Raw genomic sequence first — 23,496 nt, 5'->3', positions numbered from 1 at the left:
TGACGTCGTGCCCTACACCATGGGGCATAACGCCGACCGGGGAAAGGGGAGGCCGGCATGCCGTGCAATTGGCGGTGCAGATACGAAAAAAGCCCCAGCAGGGGCTTTCTCGTGCCGGCGCGCCTAGCTGAGGCGCTCCTTGTAGGCTTCATAGCCGAAGCGCTTCACCGTGCGCACCTCGCGGCTGACTTCGTCGATCCGGCAGATCGACGGCAAGCGAATGCCGTTGAAGGTGGTGGTCTTGACCATGGTGTAGTGGGCCATGTCGGTGAACACCAGGCGATCGCCGATGGCCAGCGGTGTGTCGAACGAGTAGCGGCCGATCACGTCGCCGGCCAGGCAGGTGGTGCCGCCCAGGCGGTAGGTATGGGCCTTCTCGCCCGGTTCGCCGGCGCCGATGATCTGCGGCCGGTAGGGCATCTCCAGCACGTCGGGCATGTGCGCGGTGGCCGAGGTGTCGAGGATGGCGTTGGGGCCGTCGTTGTCGACGATATCCAGCACCGTGCAGACCAGGTAGCCGGTGTTCAGCGCGATCGCCTCGCCAGGCTCCAGGTAGACGGTGAGGTGCGGGTGGCGCTGGCGGAAGCCGCGAATCACCCGTACCAGTCGTTCGACGTCGTAGTCGGGGCGGGTGATGTGATGCCCGCCGCCGAAATTGACCCACTGCTTGTCGGCGAGATAACGCCCGAACTTGGCCTCGAATGCCTCCAGCGTGCGTTCCAGGGCGTCGCTGTTCTGTTCGCACAGGGTGTGGAAGTGCAGGCCCTCCAGCCCGGCGAGATCGGCGCCCTCGAAGTCCGTCGCCCGCGTGCCCAGCCGTGAGCCGGGCGCGCAGGGGTCGTAGATGGCCACCTTGCCTTCGGAGTACTCGGGGTTCACCCGTAGCCCGCAGGAGACCCGGCGCGCCGCCGCCGCGACAGTGTCGCGGTAGCGCTGCCACTGCCCCGGGGAGTTGAAGCTGATGTGGTCGGCATACTGCAGGACCACCTCCATCTCCTCGGCGGTGAAGGCCGGCGAGTAGACGTGCACCTCGCCGCCGAAGGTCTCCGCGCCCAGGCGCGCCTCGTCCTGCCCGCTGGCGGTGGTGCCCACCAGATACTGGCTCACCAGCGGGAAGGTGTCCCACATGGCGAAGCCCTTCAGCGCCAGCAGGATCCGCGCGCCGCTCTCCTCCTGGACCTGCCTGAGCAACTCCAGGTTGCGGCGCAGCAGCGCGTCGTCGACCACGTAGGCCGGCGAGGGGCAGGCGTCGAGGTCGAACGGGTAGACCGGTTCGTCCATGTCGCTTGCTGTCATGGCGGATCAGGCCAGCGGATCGTGGTCGGGGTCGAGCTCGACCATCTGCCACGGCAGGCCCATGTCGCCGATGCGCGCCATGAAGGGGTCGGGGTCGAGCTGCTCGACGTTGAACACGCCCGCGCCCTTCCAGATCCCCTCCAGCATCAGCATGGCGCCGGTCACCGCCGGCACGCCGGTGGTGTAGGAGATCGCCTGGGACTGCACCTCGCGGTAGCAGGCCTCATGGTCGCAGATGTTGTAGATGTACACCTTGCGCCGCTTGCCGTCCTTGATGCCGTCGGCAATGATGCCGATGTTGGTCTTGCCCTTGGTCCGCGGGCCGAGCGAGGCCGGGTCGGGCAGCACCGCCTTGAGGAACTGCAGCGGGGCGATCTCGCAATCGCCCACCTTGATCGGCTCGATGCGGGTCATGCCGACGTTCTCGAGCACCTTGAGGTGGGTGATGTACTTCTCGGAGAAGGTCATCCAGAAGCGGATGCGCTCCAGCCCCTTGATGTTCTGGCTGAGCGATTCGAGCTCCTCGTGGTAGAGCAGGTAGATGTCCTTCTCGCCGATGCCGTCGAAGTCGAACTTGCGCTTCTCGGCCAGCGGCGCGGTCTCCTTCCACTCGCCCTTCTCCCAGTAGCGACCGTTCGCGGTGATCTCGCGAATGTTGATCTCGGGGTTGAAGTTGGTGGCGAAGGGATAGCCGTGATCACCGCCGTTGGCATCCAGGATGTCGATGCGGTGGATCTCGTCGAACAGGTTCTTCTGGGCGTAGGCGCAGTAGATGTTGGTCATGCCCGGGTCGAAGCCGCAGCCCAGGGTGGCCATGTTGCCGGCCTCGGCGTAGCGGTCGTGGAACGCCCACTGCTCCTTGTACTCGAACTTGGCCTCGTCCGGGTGCTCGTAGTTGGCAGTGTCGAGGTAGGGCACGCCGGTCTTGAGGCATGCCTCCATGATGGTCAGGTCCTGATAGGGCAGGGCCACGTGGATCAGCACGTCCGGCTTGAACGACTCGATCAGCGCCACCAGGGCCTCGACGCTGTCGGCGTCCACCTGGGCCGTCTGGATCGGGCGATCCAGCTGGGCGGCGATGGCCTTGCACTTGTCTTCGTTGCGACTGGCCAGGCAGATCTCGCTGAACACTTCGGGATGCTGTGCACACTTGTGGGTGACGACGCCTCCGACGCCACCGGCGCCGATAATCAGGACTTTGCTCATGGGCCTCTCGAATCCAGATCGGGGATGTGTATGAAAGCGTAGGGTCTTATCGGAGTTTCGGCCATCTCGTATGCCCGTGCCCGATGCCACCCCGGTCTCGCTCGTCGCTTGCGCGCAGATAATGGCCCCCCGTGAAGCCGGGGGCAAGTGATTTCGTCATGGCCCATTAGACCAAAGCAGGGGGCGGGCGGCGCTGGCCGAATGGCGAGCGCTGACACGGGCTCGCTGCGCCTCCCTCGCCTCGCTCCGGCATCCGTTTGGCCATTCTCGAGCGTCGATAACCTGCGTTATGAATCTCTATATAAGCTTATGTTTTAGTATGACGCCACTTAACCACAAGCCGGAGAGGCAGAGTGTGACCCTACTCGACAGTGTAGTGATGCAGGGGCTTGGTCTTCACGCCGTGTTGACGGCGGAGGACAAGGCCCTGTTGCTGGGCCTCGAGCTCAATCCAAGGCGCGTGTCGGCCGGGGAAGTGCTGTGGCAGGAGAGTGCGGACGTGGACCTGTTCTGCGTGGTCAAGGAGGGCTGGGCCTACTCCTACCGCAATCTCGGCAATGGATCGATGCAGATACTGAAGGTCTATCTACCCGGCGACATCATTGGTATACGGGATTTCGGCTTCTCGCGCCGTCTGGCGGGCGTGGCGATGATCAACGACGGCGTGGTCAGCCCGTTCACGCACCAGCAGCTCTTCGAGCTCTTCGGCCGCTCGCCGGCGCTAGCGGCCGGCATCATGGCAACGGCGGTGCGGCAGCAGGCGATTCTCACCGAGCGGCTGGTCTACCTGGGCCGCTACGCCGCCCACGAACGGCTGGCGCACTTCCTCTACGAGCTCTACCTGCGCCTCAAGCGGATCGGGGCGGTCAAGGAGAATGGTTTCCACATGCCGCTCTCCCAGGAGCAGATCGGCGATGCCCTGGGGCTGAGTGCGGTGCACGTCAGCCGCACCTTCTCCATGCTGCGCGACGAGGGGCTGGTGATCCGTGACCGCCAGCACACGGTCCTGCCCGACCCGGACGCCTTGGCGCGGCTGGTCGAGTTCAACGACACCTACATCGACGAGGCCCTGCCACCGGTGTTCCACAGCTTCGCTTGACGGCACCACCTCACGCCCGCGCTCATGCGGGCGCCAGCAGAAACGAAAAAAGCACCCCGAGGGGTGCTTTTTTCGCTTGATTGGTGGAGGCGGCGGGGATCGAACCCGCGTCCGCCGGCACTCGCTCTTCGGCTCTACATGCTTAGGTCCGTCTTTTCATTTAACGCCACTGGCTCCGACGGGCAGGATCCAGCGACGCGATTCCTCGAAGGTTTAGCGATTGACGAGAGGACGTCGCCAACCGCGATCCCATCATTTTTAGCTCGTATCCCCTCCGCGATGAATGGGCACATCGCTTTGGGGCCGGACTAACCGCTAGCAGGTTTAAGCTGCCAGGGCGCCCTGAGCGTAGGTGTCGTCGTTTGCGACTATTTAGTCGTGATGTTGGATTTACGAGATACATCACGCTCTCGGCATGCACCTAGGAGGTTGTCACCGGCGTCGAAGCCATGTCGCCCCCGTAGCAGGCCCATCATATCAGCATGGGCACTTCTATGACACCTGCCGGGTGGGTTGGTTCCACGCATTCCCCGATTCTTGCCGATTTCGGGGAGCCAGTCACGGTGTCGCTCACTATGACCGCTCAGGCCTTGGTATGTTCCCGCATGATGCGACCCTTCTGGCGCTGCCAGTCGCGGTCCTTCTCGGTGGCGCGCTTGTCGTGCAGCTTCTTGCCCGTCACCAGCGCCAGCTCGCACTTCACCCGGTTGCCCTTCCAGTAGAGCTTGAGCGGCACGCAGGTGTGCCCCTTCTCCTGCGAGCGCGAGAAGATCTTGGCGATCTCCTTCCTGTGCAGCAGCAGCTTGCGCGTGCGCGAGGGGTCGGCGATCTCGTGAGTGCTGGCGGTGTTGAGCGGTGTGATGTGGCTGCCCAGCAGCCACGCCTCGCCGTCCTTCACCAGGATATAGGTATCGGTGAGCTGGGCCTTGCCGGCGCGCAGGCTCTTCACCTCCCAGCCGGCCAGCACCAGGCCGGCCTCGAAGGTCTCGTCGATGTGATACTCGAAGCGAGCCTTCTTGTTCTGGGCGATGACGTTGCCGCCGGGACCCTTGCCCTTGGCTTTCTTGTTGGCCATGGAACCTCATGTCATGTTCTGCCGTGTCACGCTGCCTCGATCTGAGGGGAAGCGTGGTACCATTCAAGGCGTGAAATAACCGCTCATGATACGCCCTGGGCACTGTGAAGTCAGCGGAGAGCTCAATGCCAATGGTCAATCGGTCCGCCCTGGTGCGGCACACCCCTCAGGACATGTTCGAACTGGTCAACGACTTCGAGCGCTACCCCGAGTTCCTGCCGGGCTGTCGGCGGGCTCGGCTGCTCGAGCGCGACGAGTCGCACCTGATCGGTGAGATGACCCTGGGACGGGCGGGCCTCGAGCAGAGCTTCACCACCCGCAACGACCTGATCGAACCCGAGCGCATCGAGATGTCGCTGGTCAGCGGGCCGTTCAAGCGCCTGCGCGGGCGCTGGCTGTTCCTGCCGATGGGCGAGGGTACCTGCAAGGTGTGCCTGGAAATGGAGTTCGAGTTCGCCAACCGGCTGCTGGGCATGGCCTTCGGCAAACTGTTTCAGCAGGTAGCGGGGCAGTTGGTCGATGCCTTCACCCGCCGGGCCGACGAAATCTATGGCCGCTGAGGCGAAGCTCGAGGTGGAGGTCGCCTTTGCCCTGCCCGAGAGGCAGCGCATCGTGACGCTCGAGGTGCCGCCGGGCACCACGGCGCGCCAGGCCGTCGCCCTGGCCAAGCTGGACGACCTCTTCCCCGAGGTGCCGCCCGCGACCTTTGCCGAGGCGGACCTGGGGATCTTCGGCAAGCGGCTGCGCGACCCCGATGACCATCGCCTGCGCGCTGGCGACCGGGTCGAGGTCTATCGTCCTCTTGAGGTCGACCCCATGGAGGCGCGTGCCCGGCGCGCCGGGCGCTAGTGCAGCCGCGGCGTTACATGTCCAGCGGTTCGCTGGAGGCCGGCTCGCCGCCTTGCGGCAGGGTGCCGCCGGCGTCCGGGGCGCGCTCGGGCACGGCCTGCGGCTGGCTCTCGGGCAGCATGCCGGCGGGGTCGGCGCTCTCGGCCGCCGGGCCGAGATCGTCCTGCGCCCGCAGCTCGATGTCCTCGGAGAAATCCCCTTCCTGCTGCACGTTGACCAGGCGGTCGCCGGCGAAGGTCAGCGTCAATCGGCGCTGCTGCACGCCGCCGTAGGCTTCGTCGAGGCGGAACACATAGTCCCACTGGTTGGCGTCGAAGGGCGCTTCCAGCAGCGGCCGGCCCAGCAGGTCGACGACCTGGGCGCGGCTCAGGCCGGGCTGGAGCTGCTGGACCATGCCCTCGGTGATGTAGTTGCCCTGGGGAAGGTCGCGCTTGTAGACGCAGCCGCTGACGACGGTCAGGGCGATGACGAGCGGGAGGGTTTTGATCAGCTTTTGCATTTGTGTCCGTTCTTCACTATCGTGGATTCGGTCGATCATACCCGACCCTACCTGATACTGCGAAGAGCGAACATGGCCGACCAGAACCATGAACTGCGCAAGGCGGGCCTCAAGGTCACCCTGCCGCGAGTGAAGATCCTGCAGATCCTCGAGAATGCCACGGGTCAGCATCACCTGAGCGCTGAGGATGTCTACAAGACCCTGCTGGAAGCCGGGGAAGACGTCGGCCTGGCGACCGTTTATCGCGTGCTGACCCAGTTCGAGTCGGCGGGCCTGGTGATTCGCCACAACTTCGATGGCGGCCATGCCGTGTTCGAGATCTCCCAGGAGGAGCACCACGACCACATGGTGTGCCTCGACAGTGGCGAGATCATCGAGTTCTTCGACGAGACCATCGAGCGCCGTCAGCAGGAGATTGCCGAGGAGCACGGCTTCGAACTCGTCGATCATGCTCTGGTGCTCTACGTGCGTCCGCGCGGCTCCAATGCCACGCGCCAGGAGGGTTCGCCGCGCAAGTGAGGCGTGGGTGAGTGCCGAATCAGCGCCATGGCGGCCCCGATCCTCGATCGGGGCCGCTTGCGTTAAGAGGCTGGAGCGGGTTAGTGGGCGGCGCCCTGCTGGCTGGCATCGAGCATCTCTCGAGCGTGAGCCAGGGTGCGGTCGGAGAGGTTGACCCCGCCGAGCATGCGCGCCAGCTCGCTGACCCGGCCGGCCTCGTCGAGCAGCGCCATGCGCGTCAGGGTGGAGTCGCGCTTGGCCCGCTTCTCGATGTGTAGGTGATGATGGGCCTGGGCCGCCACCTGAGGCAGGTGGGTCACGGTCATCACCTGGCCGTTCTCGCCCAGCCGGCGCAACAGCTGGCCGACGATCTCCGCGGTGGCGCCAGAGATGCCCACGTCGACCTCGTCGAACACCAGGCTGGGTATGGTCGAGTGGCGTGCCGCGACCACCTGGATCGCCAGGCTGATGCGCGACAGCTCGCCGCCAGAGGCGACCTTGGCCAGCGGCCGCGGCGGCTGGCCGGGGTTGGCACTGATCAGGAAGCGCACCGCCTCCATGCCGTCCGGCTGCGGCGACTGCCGCGCCTCCACTTCCACCTCGAAGCGTGCCTTGCCCATGGCCAGGAAGGCGAGCTGCTCCTGCACCGCCTTGCCGAATTTTCCCGCCGCCTGGCGGCGAGCCTCGCCGACCGTGCGCGCCCGCTCGCGCCAGCCGTCGCGCAGGGCCTCCACTTCGGCGCGCAGCGCCTCGAGGTCATGCTCGCTCCCTTCGAGGCCCGCCAGCTCGGCCTGCAGCCGGCGATGCAGCGCGGGCAGCTCTTCAGGCATCACGTGATGCTTGCGCGCGATGCGATGCACCTCGCCCAGCCGCGACTCCACCCAGGCCAAGCGCTCCGGGTCGAGCTCGGTGGCGTCGGCGAAGCGGTTGAGCTCGCGCACGGCCTCCTCGATCTGGATGCGTGCCTCGCCCAGCATGGCGAGCACCTCGGCCAGCGCGCCTCGGTCGCTGCCCGGCAGCGGGTCGAGGTGTTGGGTGGCCTGGTGGAGCAGCGTCAGCACGCCGCCTTCGTCACCGTCGCAGCACTCGGCGGCAAACTGCGCCTCGCGCAGCGTCTCCTCGGCGTGGGCGAGCTGCTCCTGCTCGTGCTCCAGAGTGGCGAGTTCCTCCTCGCCCAGGGCCAGGGCGTCGAGCTCCTCGACCTGATAGCGCAGCAGCTGGCGGCGCGCCTGCACCTCGTCGCCGCTCTCGGTCAGCTGCCTGAGGCGGCGCCGGGCCGACTGCCAGCGGCGGAAGGTCTCTCCGAGCTGGTTGACGGCGCTGCGGTTGCCGGCGAAATCGTCGAGCAGGCGCAGGTGGGTCTCCTCGCGCAGCAGCAGCTGATGGGCATGCTGGCCGTGGATCTCGACCAGATGCTCGCCGAGCGCCTTGAGGTCGGCCACCGTGGCCGGCTGGCCGTTGATCCACGCCTTCGAGCGGCCGCCCGCGGTTACCACGCGGCGCAGCAGGCAGTCGTCGGCGGGCAGCTCGCGTTCCTCGAGCCAGCGCCGGGCGGCGGGCAGCGTGGCGATGTCGAAGCGCGCCGAGAGGTCGGCGCGCTCGCAGCCGTGGCGCACGCTGCCGGCATCGGCACGCTCGCCCAGGCACAGCCCCAGGGCGCCGAGCAGGATCGACTTGCCCGCCCCGGTCTCCCCGGTGATGGCGGTCATGCCGCCGGCAAGTTCCAGGTCGAGCGTATCGACGATGGCGAAATCGCGAATGGCAAGCTGCGTCAGCATGGGGCCTCCCGGTAGCCGCGACAGGGCTGGATATCCATACACGGTATTGCGTTTTTATACAGTAGTCGAGACTGCCGCTCAACGCTTCCTCTGGCACATGAGCCTCGCGGGTCTCTTGAGATTGCGGGCAGGGCCCCCATATAGGCGGCAGACCAGGCTTTCGCCCAATCGAAACCGTTGCGGCCGCATGGCCGAACCACGCTTCAGGAGATGCGCATGGCTAAAGAACCCCAGACCCCGCTTGACGACGAGCTGGAACGGCGCGAGGAGGAGGCCCGGCCGGAGCCGATGGAAGGCGAGCTGGACGACGCGGTCGGCCTTGACGATGACGAGTCCGTCGCCGCCGAGGAGCCGGCGACGGTGAGCGACAATCCCGAGGCCGACATGCTGGCCGCCCAGGTCGAGGAGCTGGAGCAGAGCCTGGCCGAGGCCAAGGACCAGGCGCTACGCGCTGCCGCCGAGGCGCAGAACGTACGCCGCCGCGCCGAACAGGAGGCCGAGAAGGCGCGCAAGTTCGCCCTGGAGCGCTTCGTCAAGGAGCTGCTGCCGGTGGTCGACAGCCTGGAGAAGGCGCTCGAGGCCATGGGCGACGACGCCAGCGAAGCCCACCGCGAGGGCGTGGCCATGACGCTGAAGATGCAGCAGGACGTGCTGGCCAAGTTCGGCGTCGAGCGGCTCGACCCTGCCGGCGAGCCGTTCGACCCGCAGTATCACGAGGCGATGGCCATGGTGCCCAATCCCGAGCTCGAGCCCAACAGCGTGATGGAAGTGGTGCAGAAGGGCTACACGCTCAACGGTCGCCTGGTGCGCCCGGCCATGGTCGTGGTCAGCCAGGCGGCCGGCTGAGCCGAGCGGATGAAAACGGGGGTGGGGCTTGAAAAGCGCATTCACGCCCCCCAGATAGACGTCAACCGCGGCAGCTGCCGCTGAGATGATTCAAGGCAAACGAATTTTCGAGGATTTCCTATGGGACGCATCATCGGTATTGACCTGGGGACCACCAACTCCTGCGTGGCCGTGCTCGACGGCGACAGCGCCAAGGTGATCGAGAACGCCGAGGGCGCCCGCACCACGCCTTCCATCATCGCCTACACCGATGATGGCGAGATCCTGGTGGGGCAGGCGGCCAAGCGCCAAGCGGTCACCAACCCGCAGAACACCCTGTACGCCATCAAGCGCCTGATCGGTCGCCGCTACAAGGACGACGTGGTGCAGAAGGACATCAAGATGGTGCCCTACGGCATCGTCGAGGCCGACAACGGCGACGCCTGGGTTGAGGTCAAGGGCAAGAAGCTGGCACCGCCGCAGGTCAGCGCCGAAGTGCTGAAGAAGATGAAGAAGACCGCCGAGGACTACCTGGGCGAGACCGTCACCGAGGCGGTGATCACGGTGCCGGCCTACTTCAACGACAGCCAGCGCCAGGCCACCAAGGATGCCGGGCGCATCGCCGGCCTCGAGGTCAAGCGCATCATCAACGAGCCCACTGCGGCGGCGCTGGCCTACGGCATGGACAAGGCGCGCGGCGACAAGACCATCGCCGTGTACGACCTGGGCGGCGGTACCTTCGACATCTCGATCATCGAGGTGGCCGACGTCGACGGCGAGACCCAGTTCGAGGTGCTGGCCACCAACGGCGACACCTTCCTCGGCGGTGAAGACTTCGACATGAAGCTGATCAACTACCTGGTCGATCAGTTCAAGGCCGACAGCGGCATCGATCTCTCCGGCGACAACCTGGCCATGCAGCGCCTCAAGGAAGCCGCCGAGAAGGCCAAGATCGAGCTGTCAAGCGCGCAGCAGACCGACGTCAACCTGCCCTACATCACCGCCGACAACACCGGGCCCAAGCACCTCAACGTGAAGGTGACCCGGGCCAAGCTGGAGTCGCTGGTGGAGGAGCTGGTGCAGCGCTCCATGGGGCCGTGCAAGACCGCGCTGGCCGACGCCGGGCTGTCCGCCAACGAGATCGACGACGTGATCCTGGTCGGTGGCCAGACCCGCATGCCGCTGGTGCAGAAGAAGGTGGCCGACTTCTTCGGCAAGGAGGCGCGCAAGGACGTCAACCCGGACGAGGCCGTGGCCGTGGGCGCGGCGATCCAGGGCGGCGTGCTGGGCGGCGACGTCAAGGACGTGCTGCTGCTCGACGTCACTCCGCTGACCCTGGGGATCGAGACCCTGGGCGGCGTGATGACCCCGCTGATCGAGAAGAACACCACCATCCCGACCAAGAAGACCCAGACCTTCTCGACCGCGGACGACAACCAGACCGCCGTGACCATCCACGTGCTGCAGGGCGAGCGCAAGCAGGCCGGCCAGAACAAGTCGCTGGGCCGCTTCGACCTGGCCGACATCCCGCCGGCGCCGCGCGGCGTGCCGCAGATCGAGGTGGCGTTCGACCTCGACGCCAACGGCATCCTCAACGTCTCGGCCAAGGACAAGGCCACCGGCAAGGAGCAGTCGATCGTCATCAAGGCCTCCAGCGGGCTCTCGGATGAGGAGATCGAGCAGATGGTCCGCGACGCCGAGGCGCATGCCGACGAGGACAAGAAGTTCGAGGAACTCGTCCAGCTGCGCAATCAGGCCGACGGCATGATCCACGCCTCGCGCAAGACCCTCAGCGAGGCCGGCGACAAGGCCAGCGACGAGGAGAAGCAGGCCATCGAAAGCGCCATCAGTGAGCTGGAAGAGGCGCTCAAGGGCGACGACAAGGACGCCATCCAGGCCAAGCTCGATGCGCTGACCGAGGCGTCCGGCCAGCTCGCCCAGAAGATGTACGCCGAGCAGGCCGAAGCCGCTCAGCAGGCCGGCGGCGAGCAGGCCGGGGGCGATGGCAAGCCGGATGAGGACGTGGTCGACGCGGAGTACGAAGAAGTCAACGACGACCAGAAGAAGCAGTAATCGCCAAGGCGATGCCACGGACGACGGTAGCGCGGGGGGACGACTCCCGCGTTGCCGTTTCCGCGGATCGGGCAGATCTGCCTAGACCAGGAGGCGCATGGACCCATGTCCAAACGCGATTATTACGAGGTGCTCGGCGTCGAGCGGGGCGCCGACACGAAGGACATCAAGAAGGCCTACCGACGGCTGGCGCAGAAGTACCATCCGGACCGCAATCCGGACGATGACACGGCGGCCGAGCGCTTCCGTGAGGTGTCCGAGGCCTACGAAATCCTCTCCGACGGCGAGAAGCGCGCCGCCTACGACCAGTTCGGCCATGCCGGGGTCGACGGCCAGGCCGGCGGCTTCGGTGGCGGCGGTTTCGGCGGCGCGGGCGCCGGCGGCTTCAGCGACATCTTCGGCGACGTCTTCGGCGACATCTTCGGCGGCGGCGGTGGCCGGCGCAGCCCCCATGCCCCGCAGCGCGGCAGCGACCTGCGCTACAACCTCGAGCTCGATCTCGAGAGCGCCGTCGCCGGTACCACGGTCGATATCCGCGTGCCGCGCCACGTGGAGTGCGACCGCTGCGACGGCAGCGGTGCCGAGCCGGGTTCCACCAAGGAGACCTGCCCCACCTGCAACGGCCACGGCCAGGTGCGCATGCAGCAGGGCTTCTTCGCCGTGCAGCAGACCTGCCCGACCTGTCACGGCAGCGGCGTGCACATCAAGGTGCCGTGCCACAAGTGCCACGGCGAGGGCCGCACGCGCGAAACCCGCACCCTGTCGGTGAAGATCCCCGCCGGGGTGGACAGCGGCGATCGCATTCGTCTCAATGGCGAGGGCGAATCGGGCATCAACGGCGGCCCGCCGGGCGATCTCTACGTGCAGGTGGCGATCAAGCCGCACCACATCTTTCAGCGCGACGGCAAGCACCTGCAGTGCGAGGTACCGATCAACTTCGTCGACGCCGCCCTGGGCGGCGAACTCGAGGTGCCCACGCTGGACGGCCGGGTCAAGCTCAAGATCCCGCCCGAGACCCAGACCGGCAAGCTGTTCCGCCTGCGCGGCAAGGGCGTCAAGCCGGTACGCGGAGGCCCCCCCGGCGACCTGCTGTGCAAGGTGGTGGTGGAGACACCTGTCAACCTCAACGAGGAGCAGAAGGCGCTGCTGCGCCAGCTCCAGGAGAGCCTCGACGGCAGCAACAGCCGCAGCCACTCGCCGAAGAAGACCAGCTTCTTCGACGGCGTGAAGAAGTTCTTCGAGGACATGAAGCCGTAAAGGGCTCCTGCTTCTCATGCTAACAAGGCCCCGGCATCGCCCCAGATGTCGGGGCCTTATTATGTCGTGGCTCAGCGCTCCAGATGATCTAGTCGCCAGGCCAGGGCTTCTCTGGCCGGTTGCCGCTGCGGATCCCGGGGCAACACCAAAGGTAGTCCGTCCAGCTCCCAGAGCCAGCGGTTGTCGGCCACCAAGGGATCAACCGTGGGACTAAGGTGCCAGCGATGGTCGGGACCAGGGGCGATCAAGTGATTATCCATTGCCCAGTGCAGGTTGGGGGTCAGAGCCAGGCCATTGACGGGACGGTCGTCCTGGCTCTCGGAGAAAGGTATCAAGTGGGCCGCTTCCACCAGGTAGCGGTAATCCGGAGTGATATAGCGCAGCCGGCTGGCTGCGCATCGGTAGTCGTAGGCCTCCAGTACCAAGGAGCGGAAGGCGACGGAGCGAGCATACTTCTTGTGTGATTCTTGGATATTGCCCTTCAGCCGCTCGGGATGCTTCTCATATTCGCCGCTGGCCAGCGCCGTCTCAAGGTAGGTCAGGAGGTCTTCGTAGGCCGTCGGATCCGATGCTAGATAGCATTGAGCGATCAGGGCGCAAGCCTCATCGGCCGACTGCCGGTCCTGTAGCGCCGAGAAGAGCACGGGATCGAGCCGCGCAGAGCGGAAGCGCTCCAAGAGTTGATTGAGGGACTTCGGTTGGCCGAGCTGGCTTGCCAGTCCAGCAACCTTTTCCGCATATTCGGGTGACCAGAGTTTCCCAGATGGTCCCTTGTCGCTGCGAAGGTGCCACAAGGGAAGCCAGGCACTGGCCTTGTGCCGCTCGCCAGTAAGCACTTCGTAGATATCGTGGTAGCGCGCCAACAGGCGGGCGTCGAGGATGACCCGGTTCGATGCGACATGGCCAGTCTGGATTTCGCAGATGATCGCTAATAACAAGCAAGGCTTGTTGGGTGCCGGATGCCCCCGGCGTTGCCCAACTCTCAAGCGAGTTAGGTAGGCAAGTGCGTCGAGCATTTCATTGTCTTCCTTTCTCCCCATGCAATTCTGAAATCAAGTTACCACGTCGGCCGGGTTGCAAGGAGTCAACTAATCGAACCAATCGTTTCGTGTGGCCCTGCACCGCGGGTCTGGCGCCAACCCGCCCCGGCGTCTTAGTCTGTTAACTTCAATGCGAAGGGAGATCGTTGTTATGCCGATGTCGCGTGCCGAGATCGCTACCGAGTCCGGGGCGAGGCTGATGAGCCGGCTGTGCAAGCACTGGGCGCACAAGCTGGAGGTGGAGCAGGGCGAGGAGGAGAGCCGCGTGGCGTTCGAGGAGGGCTCCTGTGTGATGCGCGTGGCACCGGGCAAGCTGCTGGTGGCCATCGAGGCGCTGGACGAGGAGACCCTCGATCGCCTGGAGGGCGTGGTGGATTCCCACCTGCAGCGCATGGCGGGCGACGAGGACCTGGCCATCGTCTGGGAAAATTGAGCGCGCCGATATCACCGCGCCTGGCCCATCTGGGCATGCTGCTCTGGGCGCTGCTGGTGGGGCTGTCGTTTCCCGCCGTGGAACTGATGGGCAAGCTTCCTCCGCTGTCGCTCACCGCTCTGCGTTTCGCCATTGCCTGCGCCGGGCTGTGGTGGCTGGCGCGGCGCTCGTCCGAGTTCCTGCCGCCCTGGCGGGTGTTGCCGCTCTACACGCTGATGGGGCTGTGCCTGGCCGGCTTCTTCGGTGCCATGTTCTGGGCCGCCCACCATGCCACCGCGCTCTCCATGGCCACCCTCTACGTCACCGTGCCGCTGCTGGCCTACCTGCTGGGGCTCGGCTTTCGCGTCGAGCGGCCGGGCTGGCAGCTGCCGGCCATTCTCGCGCTGGGCGCGGCGGGCGCGCTGGGGCTCGCCGCTGCCGAGGCGCGCCGTCATGGCGAAGCCATGCAGCTGGGCATCGGCGAGGCGGTGTTCTTCCTCGGCTGCGTGTCGTCGGCGCTCTATCCGGTGCTCAGCAAGTGGGGGCTGGCGCGGGAGTGGCTGCCCGAATCGGCGGCGGTGCGCACCTTCTGGAGCCTGGGCCTGGGCGGGCTCGCCATCGGCCTGCTGGGCCTCGCCATCGAGCCCGCCGGCCAGCTCATAGCGATGCGCTGGCAGGACCTGACCCTGGTGATCTATCTCGGGCTCTTCTCCAGTGCGCTCACCTTCTGGCTGATGCAGCGTGCCACGGCGGTACTCACGCCCGGCGCCGTCACCGCCTACGGCTACATGGTGCCGTTCGTCTCGATGTTGCTGCTGTTCGCCACCGCACCCGAGCAGATCGGCTGGCACTGGCTGCCGGGCAGCGCGCTGGTGCTCGCTGCCATCGGCCTGCTGCTGCGTCAGGATGGCAAAGGGGCTCAAGCGCGCTAATCCAGTGCCTCGGTATCCGGCTCGCTGCCAGGCGTGGCGGCCAGCCGCGGGAAGTGGCGGCGAATCTCGGCGTAGAGCGCCTGCACGTCCTCCACGTGGCGGCGCGAGAAGTGGAACGGCACCAGTTGGCCGACCCCGGCCGCGGCGGCGATCTCGCCGCAGGCGCGGGCGGTCAGGTGGCCGGTGCGCCGGGCCTGCTCGGCCTGATCCTCGCGGAACGAGGCCTCGCAGAACAGCACCTCGGCGCCTTGGGCCAGCGAGCGCAGGCGCTCGCGGTTCTCGGGGGTGTCGCCGAAGTCGGTGGCGTAGACCAGGCGCTGGCCCGGCTGCGAGAACAGCAGCAGCTCCGCCAGCTCGGCGACCGGGCGCCGGCTGCCATCGGGCAGCGCGATATCGCCCGCGTCATCGCGCTCCAGCATGCGCTGCTTGAGCTCGCCGAGCCAGGGTCCCGGCGCCCAGCCGTGGGCCTCGAGCCCCTCCTTGCGCACCTTGAGCTGGGTTTCCGGCTCATAGGCGAAGGCCAGTACCGGGGTGCCGTGGTCCAGGGTGGTCGCTCTGACGCGAAAGCCGGGCTCGGCGTGGATCACACCGGCGTCCACCTCGCGCGGGGAGAGCGCCTTCATCGGCTGGCCTGCCACCAGGCGGTAATGTGCCAGGCGCTCGCCGTGCAGCTCGAAGACTTCGAAGCGGGGCGCCTTCTCCTCCACCCGATCCCACAGGATGCCGCGCAGAAAGCCGTCCAGGTGGCCGGCGAGCCCGGGCGGGCCGTAGACCCGGCAGGGCGAGTAGTCGCCGATGCGTGAGCGCAGCAGCCACAGGAAGCCGCCGATGTGGTCGGCGTGGGCATGGCTGACGAACACGTCGCTGACCTGGTGGGCCAGCCGTGCCGGCAGCCGGCCGGGATCGCCCAGGTCGAACAGCAGGCTGCGCTTGCGGTGGCGCAGACGCAGGTGCAGCAGCGGGTCGCCGAACACGCCGTTGACCAGCGTGGCGCGCATGTTGCCCAGGCGCAGCGTCGGGCGCGGGCCGATGAACTGCTCGTCCAGTGCCGGGGTAAGTGCCGGCTCCTCCTCGCGGCATGTCGGTGACGTGCGTGGCGATGGGACGTGCGCGGCGGTACCGAGGCCGCCCTCGCGACGACGAACGGCGTCGCGTATCACCAGCCGGCGGGGCGTGGCGCTCAGCGCGGGCGCCAGCAGTCGCAGCATGTCGCCCTCCAGCGCCAGCACCTCGCCCAGTGCCAGGCTGTTGCCGGTGGCGTCGAGCAGGCCGACCTGGCGTCCCTGCCAGGCGTGGGCGGCATCGTTCGGTGGCGGCGTGCCGAGGATGGCCAGCGCTGCCAGGGGCAGCTCCTGCTCCTTCGCCTGCGCCAGGTAGGCATCCCACGCCGCGGTGCGCCACTCTTTGCGCTGCTGCTTGCCGGGGTGCCGGGCCGCGGCGTCGGCCGCCAGCTGCAGCGTCGCGAGGCCCAGCGCGGCGCGTTCATGGGGATACGGATCGGGCTGGTGGGCCGGCGCCAGGCGCACCACGGCACCCACGCCGGCGGCGCCGGCCAGCGCCGGCAGCAGCTCGGCGCCCCCGATGCCGCGCTCCACGCCGGGGGCGTCGACCAGCAGCGCCCCGGGCCCGACTCGCTGGGCCAGGCGGCGTACCGCCTCGACCAGGGGCAGGCGGAAGCGGGCGCTGTCGAGGGTGGTCAGCGCCTCGAGGGCTTCCAGGCGCCAGGCGCCCAGGTGCACGTCCCAGCGCCCCAGGCAGATGGCACCGGGCGGGCCGAAGCCGGGCAGGCCGGGGTCGGCGGCGAGGCAGTGACACACCTCGCCGCGCTCGGCCAGGTGGGTGGCCACCTGACGCGCGAGGGTGGTCTTGCCACTGCCGGGCGGACCGGTGAGCAGCAGGCGCCGGTGGCGCTCCAGCAGCGCCGGCAGCGGGTGGTCGGGGGACAGCTCCGGTGTCGTCGTCATGGCGCTCCTTGCTCGGATATCGTTATGACCAGTGTGGGTGACGGCGCCTGACTTGCCCAAGCGCTCGGCCAGTGGGGCCGTGGCTCTGGTATACTGCCTCGATCCCCACTCGTCAGATTTCGCAGGAGTCCGCATGACCCGTATCGCCATCGTCGGTGTCGCCGGCCGCATGGGCCGCACCCTGGTCAACGCCGTGCAGCAGGATGCCGGCGCCACCCTGGCCGGCGGTATCGTCGAGCCGGGCAGTTCGCTGGCCGGGGCCGATATCGGCGAGCTGGCGGGACTCGGCAAGCTGGGCGTCGCCGCGGTGGATTCCCTCGACGCCATCGTCGACGACTTCGATGTGCTGATCGACTTCACCGCGCCGCGGGTGACGCTGGCCAACCTGGCCTTCTGCGCGGCGCACGACAAGCGCATGGTGATTGGTACCACCGGGCTTGCCGACGATGAGCTGGCCGAACTCGACGGCTATCGTGACAGGTTGCCCTTCGTCTTTGCCCCCAACATGAGCGTGGGGGTGAACCTGACCCTGAAGCTTCTCGAAACCGCGGCCCGGGCGCTGGGCGACGAGGGCTACGACATCGAAGTGATCGAGGCCCACCATCGTCACAAGGTCGACTCGCCCTCCGGCACCGCGCTGAGGATGGGCGAGGTGGTGGCCGAGAGCCTCGGCCGCACGCTGAAGGAGCACGGCGTGTTCGAGCGCGTCGGCCAGTGCGGGCCGCGGACCGACAAGGAGATCGGCTTCGCCACGGTGCGCGCCGGCGATATCGTCGGCGAGCACACGGTGATGTTCGCCACCGAGGGCGAGCGCATCGAGATTACCCACAAGGCCTCTAGCCGCATGACTTTCGCCAAGGGCGCGGTGCGCGCGGCGCGTTGGGTCGCCGACAAGAACAACGGGCGGTACGGTATGCAGGACGTGCTGGGCTTGGACTAAAGGGGTGGTCGAGAAGGGCAGAATCCTGTAACATCTCCAAAATTTTGGCCGGGCGCCTGAAAACAGCAGTCCAACTGCGCGCTTGTTGCGTGGCCAGCCCCCGAGCAAACAGACAACAAGCGGGATGAAACCGGTTCCTTATCGGCTTCGTCCCGCTTTTTTACGAGCCGAATCTGTCGCTGTGACGATAGCCGCCGAGCCTGTGCCCCTCAGGCTCGCACCAGCATGGGAGGACCTTGTCTTGAACAGCCCCGCATTGAACAGACCCGCGATACTGGCCCTGGAAGACGGCAGTGTGTTTCACGGCACCGCCATCGGCGCCGATGGGCAAACCAGCGGCGAGGTGGTGTTCAATACGGCCATGACCGGCTATCAGGAGATCCTCACCGACCTCTCCTATACCCGACAGATCGTGACCCTCACCTATCCGCACATCGGCAACACCGGCATCAACGCCGAGGACGTCGAGTCGGGCTCGATCGCCGCCGCCGGCCTGGTGATCCGCGACCTGCCGCTGATCGCCAGCAACTTCCGCTCCGAGCAGTCGCTCTCCGATTACCTGAAGGGCCAGAACGTGCTCGGCATCGCCGATATCGACACCCGCCGGCTGACCCGCATCCTGCGCGACAAGGGTGCCCAGAACGGGGCGATCCTGGCGGGGCGGGAGGCCGAGGGCGCCGACGCCGTCGAGCGCGCCCTGGCGGCGGCGCGCGATTTTCCGGGCCTCAAGGGCATGGACCTGGCCAAGGAGGTCTCGTGCCGCGAGGCCTACGAGTGGAGCGAGGCGGAGTGGGTGCTGGGCCAGGGCAACGTCGATGCCGGCGGCAGCGAGCGTCCCTTCCACGTGGTGGTCTACGACTACGGCGTGAAGTACAACATCCTGCGCATGCTCGCCTCGCGCGGCTGTCGCCTCAGCGTGGTGCCGGCCCAGACCCCGGCCGCCGAGGTGCTGGCGCGCAACCCGGACGGCATCCTGCTGGCCAACGGCCCCGGCGACCCCGAGCCCTGCGACTACGCCATCGCGGCGATCCGCGAGATCCTCGAGACCAACGTGCCGGTGTTCGGCATCTGCCTGGGCCACCAGCTGCTGGCGCTGGCCGCCGGCGCCAAGACGGTGAAGATGAATCACGGCCACCACGGTGCCAACCACCCGGTGCAGGACCTCGACAGCGGCCGCGTGATGATCACCAGCCAGAACCATGGCTTCGCCGTCGACGAAGCGAGCCTGCCGGGCAACGTGCGCGCCATTCACCGCTCGCTGTTCGACGGCACGCTGCAGGGCATCGAGCTGACCGACCGTCCGGCCTTCAGCTTCCAGGGCCACCCGGAAGCGAGCCCCGGACCGCGCGACGTGTCGCCGCTGTTCGACCGCTTCGTGACGATGATGCGCGAGCGCCGCTGAGCGGCGCCGCCCCGTCTTAATCGCCTGATTTCAACGAATCCAGCCGCGGGAACCGACATGCCCAAGCGTACCGACCTCAACAGCATCCTGATCATTGGCGCCGGCCCCATCGTCATCGGCCAGGCGTGCGAATTCGACTACTCCGGCGCCCAGGCCTGCAAGGCGCTGCGCGAGGAGGGCTTCCGGGTCATCCTGGTCAACTCCAACCCGGCCACCATCATGACCGACCCGGCCATGGCCGATGCCACCTACATCGAGCCGATCACCTGGCAGGCGGTGGAGAAGATCATCGAGGCCGAGCGCCCCGATGCGATCCTGCCCACCATGGGTGGCCAGACCGCGCTCAACTGCGCGCTCGACCTGGACAAACACGGCGTGCTCGAGAAGTACGGCGTGGAGATGATCGGCGCCAACGCCGACGCCATCAACAAGGCCGAGGACCGCGACCTGTTCGACCAGGCCATGAAGCGCATCGGCCTGGAGTGTCCCAAGGCCGAGGTCGCCCACAGCATGGAGGAGGCCTGGCGCATCCAGGAGTCGCTGGGCTTCCCGGTGATCATCCGTCCCTCCTACACCATGGGCGGCTCCGGCGGCGGCGTGGCCTACAACAAGGAGGAGTTCGAGGAGATCTGCACCCGCGGCTTCGAGCTCTCCAACAACCACGAGCTGCTGATCGACGAGTCGCTGCTGGGCTGGAAGGAGTACGAGATGGAGGTCGTTCGTGACAAGAACGACAACTGCATCATCGTCTGCTCGATCGAGAACTTCGACCCCATGGGCGTGCACACCGGCGACTCCATCACCGTGGCCCCGGCGCAGACGCTGACCGACAAGGAGTACCAGATCATGCGCGACGCCTCGCTGGCGGTGCTGCGCGAGATCGGCGTCGAGACCGGCGGCTCCAACGTGCAGTTCGGCGTCGACCCGGATACCGGGCGCATGGTCGTGATCGAGATGAACCCGCGGGTGTCGCGCTCCTCGGCGCTGGCCTCCAAGGCCACCGGCTTTCCGATCGCCAAGATCGCCGCCAAGCTGGCGGTGGGCTACACCCTGGACGAGCTCTCCAACGACATCACCGGCGGGCGCACCCCGGCCTCGTTCGAGCCGTCCATCGACTACGTGGTCACCAAGATCCCGCGCTTCACCTTCGAGAAGTTCCCCCAGGCCAACGACCGCCTGACCACCCAGATGAAGTCGGTGGGCGAGGTGATGGCCATCGGGCGCACCTTCCAGGAGTCGCTGCAGAAGGCGCTGCGCGGGCTCGAGACCGGTAACGACGGCCTCGACCCCAAGGTCACTGAATTCAGCGACGACGCCATGGCGCATATCAAGGGCGAGCTGCAGGCCGCCGGCGCCGAGCGCATCTTCTATGTTGCCGATGCCATGCGCAGCGGCATGAGCGTGGCGGAGATCTTCGCCCTGACCAAGATCGACCCCTGGTTCCTGGTCCAGCTCGAGGACCTGGTGCGCATCGAGCAGGACGTGGCCAGGCGCTCGCTCTCCGAGCTCAGCGCCCGGGAGCTGTTCGGTCTCAAGCGCAAGGGCTTCTCCGACGCGCGCCTGGCCAAGCTGCTCGGCGTCTCCGAGAAGGAGTTCCGCAGGACTCGCCAGAAGGCCGGGATTCGCCCGGTCTACAAGCGCGTCGACACCTGCGCCGCCGAGTTCGCATCAAACACCGCCTACATGTACTCCACCTACGAGGAGGAGTGCGAGGCCGAGGTCTCCGAGCGCCAGAAGATCATGGTGCTGGGCGGCGGACCCAACCGTATCGGCCAGGGCATCGAGTTCGACTACTGTTGCGTTCACGCCGCCTTCGCCATGCGCGACGACGGCTTTGAAACCATCATGGTCAACTGCAACCCGGAGACCGTCTCCACCGACTACGACACCTCCGACCGTCTCTATTTCGAGCCGGTGACCCTGGAGGACGTGCTGGAGATCGCCGACAAGGAGCAGCCGGTCGGCGTGATCGTGCAGTTCGGCGGCCAGACCCCGCTCAAGCTCGCCCGCGAGCTCGAGGCCGCCGGCGTGCCGATCATCGGCACCACCCCGGACGCCATCGACCGCGCCGAGGACCGCGAGCGCTTCCAGCAGATGATCGACAAGCTGGGCCTCAAGCAGCCGCCCAACGCCACCGCGCGCAGCTTCGACGAGGCCTTCGTCAAGGCCGAGGCGATCGGCTACCCGCTGGTGGTGCGCCCGAGCTACGTGCTCGGCGGTCGTGCCATGGAGATCGTCTACTCCGCCGACGAGCTGGAGAACTACATGACCCACGCGGTCAAGGTCTCCAACGACTCGCCGGTGCTGCTCGACCACTTCCTCAACGCCGCCATCGAGATCGACATCGATGCCGTCTCCGACGGCCACGAGGTGGTGATCGGCGGCATCATGCAGCACATCGAGCAGGCCGGCGTGCACTCCGGTGACTCCGCCTGCGCGCTGCCGCCCTACTCGTTGCCCGCCGCGGTGCAGGACGAGATGCGCGAGCAGGTCAAGCGCATGGCTCTCGAGCTCGGCGTGGTGGGGCTGATGAACGTGCAGCTGGCATGGCAGGACGGTGAGATCTACGTCATCGAGGTCAACCCGCGCGCCTCGCGCACCGCGCCCTTCGTCTCCAAGTGCATCGGCACCTCGCTGGCCCAGGTCGCCGCACGCTGCATGGCGGGCAAGACGCTGGCCGAGCAGGGTTTCACCCGCGAGGTCGTGCCGCACTTCTTCAGCGTCAAGGAGGCGGTGTTCCCGTTCAACAAGTTCCCCGGCGTCGACCCGATCCTGTCGCCGGAGATGAAGTCCACCGGCGAGGTGATGGGCTCCGGCGATACCTTCGCCGAGGCCTTCTACAAGGCGCAGCTGGGGGCCGGCGAGGCGATCCCGGCGCTTTCGGGCGAGCGCAAGGCGTTCCTCTCGGTGCGCGATCCTGACAAGGCGGGTGTTATCGAGGTGGCGCGTTCTCTGCTAGGCTTGGGGTTCACCCTGTGCGCGACCCGCGGTACCGCCACCGCCCTCGAAGCCGCCGGCCTCGAGGTCGAGGTCGTCAACAAGGTTTACGAAGGTCGTCCGCATATCGTCGATCTGCTCAAGAACGACGACATCGCCTATATCGTCAATACCACCGAGGGTCGCCAGGCGATCAACGACTCCTCGGTCATCCGCCGTACCGCGCTGGCCCGCAAGGTACCCTATGCCACCACCCTGGCAGGGGCGAGTGCCGTTTGCATGGCGCTGGAATATGGCAACGAAATTACGGTGCGGCGGCTACAGGAACTGCATGCAGGAGCAACGCAATGAACAAGGTCCCGATGACCGTTGCCGGTGAGGCACGCCTGCGCAAGGAGCTCGAGGAGCTCAAGGGCGAGGCGCGTCCCAGGGTGATCGCGGCGATTGCCGAGGCCCGTGAGCACGGCGATCTCAAGGAGAATGCCGAATACCACGCGGCGCGCGAGCAGCAGGGCTTCATCGAAGGACGTATCCAGGAGATCGAGAGCAAGCTCGCGAGCGCCCAGGTGATCGACGTGCACAAGCTGCCGCAGACCGGCAAGGTGATCTTCGGCGTCACCGTCGAGCTGATCAATCTCGGCAACGACGAGGAGGTCTCCTACCAGATCGTCGGCGAGGACGAGGCCGACATCAAGGCCGGCAAGATCTCGGTTACCTCGCCCATCGCCCGTGCCCTGATCGGCAAGGAGGAGGGCGACGTGGTGGTGGTCAGCACGCCGGGCGGCGAGGTCGAGTACGAGATCTCGAGCGTCGAGCATCGCTGAGCCACGAGCGACGAGCCAGCAAAAAGCCCGCGGCCGTTTGTCGCGGGCTTTTTGTGGAGTGCCCCGCAGCTCGGAGCCCGGGGTCGCCGCTGGCGCGTCGGCGCCTAGTGGCGACCGTGATGGTTCTCGAAGCGCTTGACGTTGGAGAGCTTGGGGTTGGCCTGGGGGTTTCTGCGGTAGAGCAGCGCCATCTTGCCGATGGTCTGCACGCGCTCGGCGCCGCTGGCGGCGAGCAGCTCCTCGAGCATGGCGGCACGGTCGTCGCGCTCGGCCAGGGCCAGCTTCACCTTGATCAGCTCATGGTCGGCGAGCGCCCGGTCGAGCTCTGCCAGCACGCCCTCGGAAACCCCGTTCTCCGACACCGTCACCACCGGGTTGAGGTGATGACCGATGCTGCGAAATGCTTTCTTTTGTGCCTGTGACAAGCTCATGGTATCTTGCGTCTTCCCGGTTGCGCGTAACCTGCCATGGTACGGTGAAACGCGCGCCGGCGAAAGCAGGGCGAGGCTCGAGTTCGGCCTCGACCCGCTCCGCATCCCACCGAACCGGGCCGGCGTGCTCGCGAGGTTCGGCAGCTTCAGTCAAGGTGA

General features: G+C 66.8%; 21 protein-coding genes and 1 other RNA gene. 13 read left to right on the top strand and 9 right to left on the bottom strand.

From position 1 onward, the window contains the following. Positions 1-123: 123 nt before the first annotated feature. Both nspC and I4484_RS19765 read right to left on the bottom strand, forming a co-directional pair. On the bottom strand, positions 124-1,296 hold the full coding sequence (gene nspC / locus I4484_RS19770) for a carboxynorspermidine decarboxylase (protein WP_234283686.1): 1,173 nt from the start codon (positions 1,294-1,296) through the stop codon (positions 124-126). A 6-nt stretch (positions 1,297-1,302) separates the two neighbouring features. Continuing rightward, positions 1,303-2,502, bottom strand: coding sequence for a saccharopine dehydrogenase family protein (locus I4484_RS19765; RefSeq protein ID WP_197448857.1), 1,200 nt, complete (start codon positions 2,500-2,502; stop codon positions 1,303-1,305). A 355-nt stretch (positions 2,503-2,857) separates the two neighbouring features. Here I4484_RS19765 and I4484_RS19760 point away from each other — a divergent pair, with 355 nt between their 5' ends. Then, positions 2,858-3,601, top strand: coding sequence for a Crp/Fnr family transcriptional regulator (locus I4484_RS19760; RefSeq protein ID WP_330932866.1), 744 nt, complete (start codon positions 2,858-2,860; stop codon positions 3,599-3,601). A gap of 81 nt (positions 3,602-3,682) precedes the next feature. On the opposite strand, the gene ssrA is transcribed toward I4484_RS19760, so the two are convergent. Together ssrA and smpB are read right to left on the bottom strand one after the other, a co-directional pair. After that, positions 3,683-4,061: a transfer-messenger RNA gene (gene ssrA, locus I4484_RS19755) on the bottom strand. A 123-nt stretch (positions 4,062-4,184) separates the two neighbouring features. After that, the gene (gene smpB / locus I4484_RS19750; protein WP_197448856.1) at positions 4,185-4,676 is read right to left on the bottom strand and encodes an SsrA-binding protein SmpB; all 492 of its coding nucleotides are present in this window, start codon (positions 4,674-4,676) and stop codon (positions 4,185-4,187) included. Positions 4,677-4,801: 125 nt separating this feature from the next. Here smpB and I4484_RS19745 point away from each other — a divergent pair, with 125 nt between their 5' ends. Beyond that, complete coding sequence (locus I4484_RS19745) at positions 4,802-5,236, top strand: type II toxin-antitoxin system RatA family toxin (RefSeq protein ID WP_197448855.1); 435 nt, start codon at positions 4,802-4,804, stop codon at positions 5,234-5,236. Further along, entirely contained in the window at positions 5,226-5,525 is a 300-nt protein-coding gene (locus I4484_RS19740) for an RnfH family protein (RefSeq protein WP_197448854.1), read from the top strand. Before I4484_RS19745 ends, I4484_RS19740 begins: the two co-directional genes overlap by 11 nt. A gap of 13 nt (positions 5,526-5,538) precedes the next feature. Here I4484_RS19740 and I4484_RS19735 read toward each other — a convergent pair whose 3' ends face one another. Further along, on the bottom strand, positions 5,539-6,024 hold the full coding sequence (locus I4484_RS19735; RefSeq protein ID WP_197448853.1) for an outer membrane protein assembly factor BamE: 486 nt from the start codon (positions 6,022-6,024) through the stop codon (positions 5,539-5,541). Positions 6,025-6,096: 72 nt separating this feature from the next. On the opposite strand from I4484_RS19735, the gene fur reads away from it, so the two are divergent. Continuing rightward, positions 6,097-6,543: a ferric iron uptake transcriptional regulator gene (fur, locus tag I4484_RS19730; RefSeq protein WP_159555291.1), complete on the top strand. Its 447-nt coding sequence runs from the start codon at positions 6,097-6,099 to the stop codon at positions 6,541-6,543. Between the two features lie 80 nt (positions 6,544-6,623). Here the strand turns inward: fur and recN are convergent, their stop codons facing one another. Continuing rightward, complete coding sequence (recN, locus tag I4484_RS19725; RefSeq protein ID WP_197448852.1) at positions 6,624-8,300, bottom strand: DNA repair protein RecN; 1,677 nt, start codon at positions 8,298-8,300, stop codon at positions 6,624-6,626. A 216-nt stretch (positions 8,301-8,516) separates the two neighbouring features. Here recN and grpE point away from each other — a divergent pair, with 216 nt between their 5' ends. The 3 genes from grpE (at position 8,517) to dnaJ (ending at position 12,455) form a co-directional block, all read left to right on the top strand. Next, on the top strand, positions 8,517-9,146 hold the full coding sequence (gene grpE / locus I4484_RS19720; RefSeq protein ID WP_197448851.1) for a nucleotide exchange factor GrpE: 630 nt from the start codon (positions 8,517-8,519) through the stop codon (positions 9,144-9,146). A gap of 120 nt (positions 9,147-9,266) precedes the next feature. Next, positions 9,267-11,198 carry a molecular chaperone DnaK gene (gene dnaK / locus I4484_RS19715; protein WP_197448850.1) on the top strand — a complete coding sequence of 644 codons (1,932 nt, stop codon included), beginning with the start codon at positions 9,267-9,269 and terminating at the stop codon, positions 11,196-11,198. Positions 11,199-11,303: 105 nt separating this feature from the next. Next, positions 11,304-12,455, top strand: coding sequence for a molecular chaperone DnaJ (dnaJ, locus tag I4484_RS19710; RefSeq protein ID WP_197448849.1), 1,152 nt, complete (start codon positions 11,304-11,306; stop codon positions 12,453-12,455). Positions 12,456-12,526: 71 nt separating this feature from the next. Here dnaJ and I4484_RS19705 read toward each other — a convergent pair whose 3' ends face one another. After that, positions 12,527-13,471, bottom strand: a complete 945-nt coding sequence (locus I4484_RS19705) for an HNH endonuclease (protein ID WP_197448848.1) — start codon at positions 13,469-13,471, stop codon at positions 12,527-12,529. A 175-nt stretch (positions 13,472-13,646) separates the two neighbouring features. On the opposite strand from I4484_RS19705, the gene I4484_RS19700 reads away from it, so the two are divergent. Both I4484_RS19700 and I4484_RS19695 read left to right on the top strand, forming a co-directional pair. Further along, the gene (locus I4484_RS19700) at positions 13,647-13,928 is read left to right on the top strand and encodes a DUF2218 domain-containing protein (RefSeq protein ID WP_197448847.1); all 282 of its coding nucleotides are present in this window, start codon (positions 13,647-13,649) and stop codon (positions 13,926-13,928) included. Beyond that, positions 13,925-14,839 carry a DMT family transporter gene (locus I4484_RS19695; protein WP_234283687.1) on the top strand — a complete coding sequence of 305 codons (915 nt, stop codon included), beginning with the start codon at positions 13,925-13,927 and terminating at the stop codon, positions 14,837-14,839. The genes I4484_RS19700 and I4484_RS19695 overlap by 4 nt, the downstream gene beginning before the upstream one ends. Here I4484_RS19695 and I4484_RS19690 read toward each other — a convergent pair. Next, positions 14,836-16,803 carry an MBL fold metallo-hydrolase gene (locus I4484_RS19690; RefSeq protein ID WP_197448846.1) on the bottom strand — a complete coding sequence of 656 codons (1,968 nt, stop codon included), beginning with the start codon at positions 16,801-16,803 and terminating at the stop codon, positions 14,836-14,838. The two genes, I4484_RS19695 and I4484_RS19690, sit on opposite strands and share 4 nt — an antisense overlap. 133 nt (positions 16,804-16,936) lie before the next feature. Here I4484_RS19690 and dapB point away from each other — a divergent pair, with 133 nt between their 5' ends. From dapB to greA, 4 genes are all read left to right on the top strand, one after another. Further along, positions 16,937-17,743: a 4-hydroxy-tetrahydrodipicolinate reductase gene (dapB, locus tag I4484_RS19685; protein ID WP_197448845.1), complete on the top strand. Its 807-nt coding sequence runs from the start codon at positions 16,937-16,939 to the stop codon at positions 17,741-17,743. Between the two features lie 256 nt (positions 17,744-17,999). Then, on the top strand, positions 18,000-19,145 hold the full coding sequence (carA, locus tag I4484_RS19680; protein WP_197451127.1) for a glutamine-hydrolyzing carbamoyl-phosphate synthase small subunit: 1,146 nt from the start codon (positions 18,000-18,002) through the stop codon (positions 19,143-19,145). A gap of 57 nt (positions 19,146-19,202) precedes the next feature. After that, a complete protein-coding gene (gene carB, locus I4484_RS19675) occupies positions 19,203-22,433 on the top strand; it encodes a carbamoyl-phosphate synthase large subunit (RefSeq protein WP_197448844.1) in 3,231 nt (1,076 codons plus the stop codon). Next, positions 22,430-22,906, top strand: a complete 477-nt coding sequence (gene greA, locus I4484_RS19670) for a transcription elongation factor GreA (RefSeq protein WP_197448843.1) — start codon at positions 22,430-22,432, stop codon at positions 22,904-22,906. Before carB ends, greA begins: the two co-directional genes overlap by 4 nt. Before the next feature lie 104 nt (positions 22,907-23,010). On the opposite strand, the gene yhbY is transcribed toward greA, so the two are convergent. Then, positions 23,011-23,337 (bottom strand): ribosome assembly RNA-binding protein YhbY, encoded by a 327-nt coding sequence (yhbY, locus tag I4484_RS19665; protein WP_111415216.1) that lies wholly within the window; start codon positions 23,335-23,337, stop codon positions 23,011-23,013. Between the last annotated feature and the right edge of the window lie 159 nt (positions 23,338-23,496).

The organism is Halomonas sp. SS10-MC5 (assembly GCF_015992245.1).
Lineage (GTDB): Bacteria > Pseudomonadota > Gammaproteobacteria > Pseudomonadales > Halomonadaceae > Halomonas > Halomonas sulfidoxydans.
The sequence above is the reverse complement of the archived record's forward strand: the minus strand, read 5'-3'. Positions and strand labels throughout refer to the sequence as shown.

Coding starts and splice junctions, on each gene's coding strand:
- I4484_RS19765 (WP_197448857.1), bottom strand. CDS start 2,502: ATGAGCAAAGTCCTGATTATCGGCGCCGGTGGCGTCGGAGGCGTCGTC.
- dnaK (WP_197448850.1), top strand. CDS start 9,267: ATGGGACGCATCATCGGTATTGACCTGGGGACCACCAACTCCTGCGTG.
- carB (WP_197448844.1), top strand. CDS start 19,203: ATGCCCAAGCGTACCGACCTCAACAGCATCCTGATCATTGGCGCCGGC.
- nspC (WP_234283686.1), bottom strand. CDS start 1,296: ATGACAGCAAGCGACATGGACGAACCGGTCTACCCGTTCGACCTCGAC.
- I4484_RS19735 (WP_197448853.1), bottom strand. CDS start 6,024: ATGCAAAAGCTGATCAAAACCCTCCCGCTCGTCATCGCCCTGACCGTC.
- I4484_RS19705 (WP_197448848.1), bottom strand. CDS start 13,471: ATGCTCGACGCACTTGCCTACCTAACTCGCTTGAGAGTTGGGCAACGC.
- fur (WP_159555291.1), top strand. CDS start 6,097: ATGGCCGACCAGAACCATGAACTGCGCAAGGCGGGCCTCAAGGTCACC.
- I4484_RS19740 (WP_197448854.1), top strand. CDS start 5,226: ATGGCCGCTGAGGCGAAGCTCGAGGTGGAGGTCGCCTTTGCCCTGCCC.
- dapB (WP_197448845.1), top strand. CDS start 16,937: ATGACCCGTATCGCCATCGTCGGTGTCGCCGGCCGCATGGGCCGCACC.
- I4484_RS19690 (WP_197448846.1), bottom strand. CDS start 16,803: ATGACGACGACACCGGAGCTGTCCCCCGACCACCCGCTGCCGGCGCTG.
- smpB (WP_197448856.1), bottom strand. CDS start 4,676: ATGGCCAACAAGAAAGCCAAGGGCAAGGGTCCCGGCGGCAACGTCATC.
- dnaJ (WP_197448849.1), top strand. CDS start 11,304: ATGTCCAAACGCGATTATTACGAGGTGCTCGGCGTCGAGCGGGGCGCC.
- I4484_RS19700 (WP_197448847.1), top strand. CDS start 13,647: ATGCCGATGTCGCGTGCCGAGATCGCTACCGAGTCCGGGGCGAGGCTG.
- I4484_RS19745 (WP_197448855.1), top strand. CDS start 4,802: ATGCCAATGGTCAATCGGTCCGCCCTGGTGCGGCACACCCCTCAGGAC.
- recN (WP_197448852.1), bottom strand. CDS start 8,300: ATGCTGACGCAGCTTGCCATTCGCGATTTCGCCATCGTCGATACGCTC.
- greA (WP_197448843.1), top strand. CDS start 22,430: ATGAACAAGGTCCCGATGACCGTTGCCGGTGAGGCACGCCTGCGCAAG.
- grpE (WP_197448851.1), top strand. CDS start 8,517: ATGGCTAAAGAACCCCAGACCCCGCTTGACGACGAGCTGGAACGGCGC.
- yhbY (WP_111415216.1), bottom strand. CDS start 23,337: ATGAGCTTGTCACAGGCACAAAAGAAAGCATTTCGCAGCATCGGTCAT.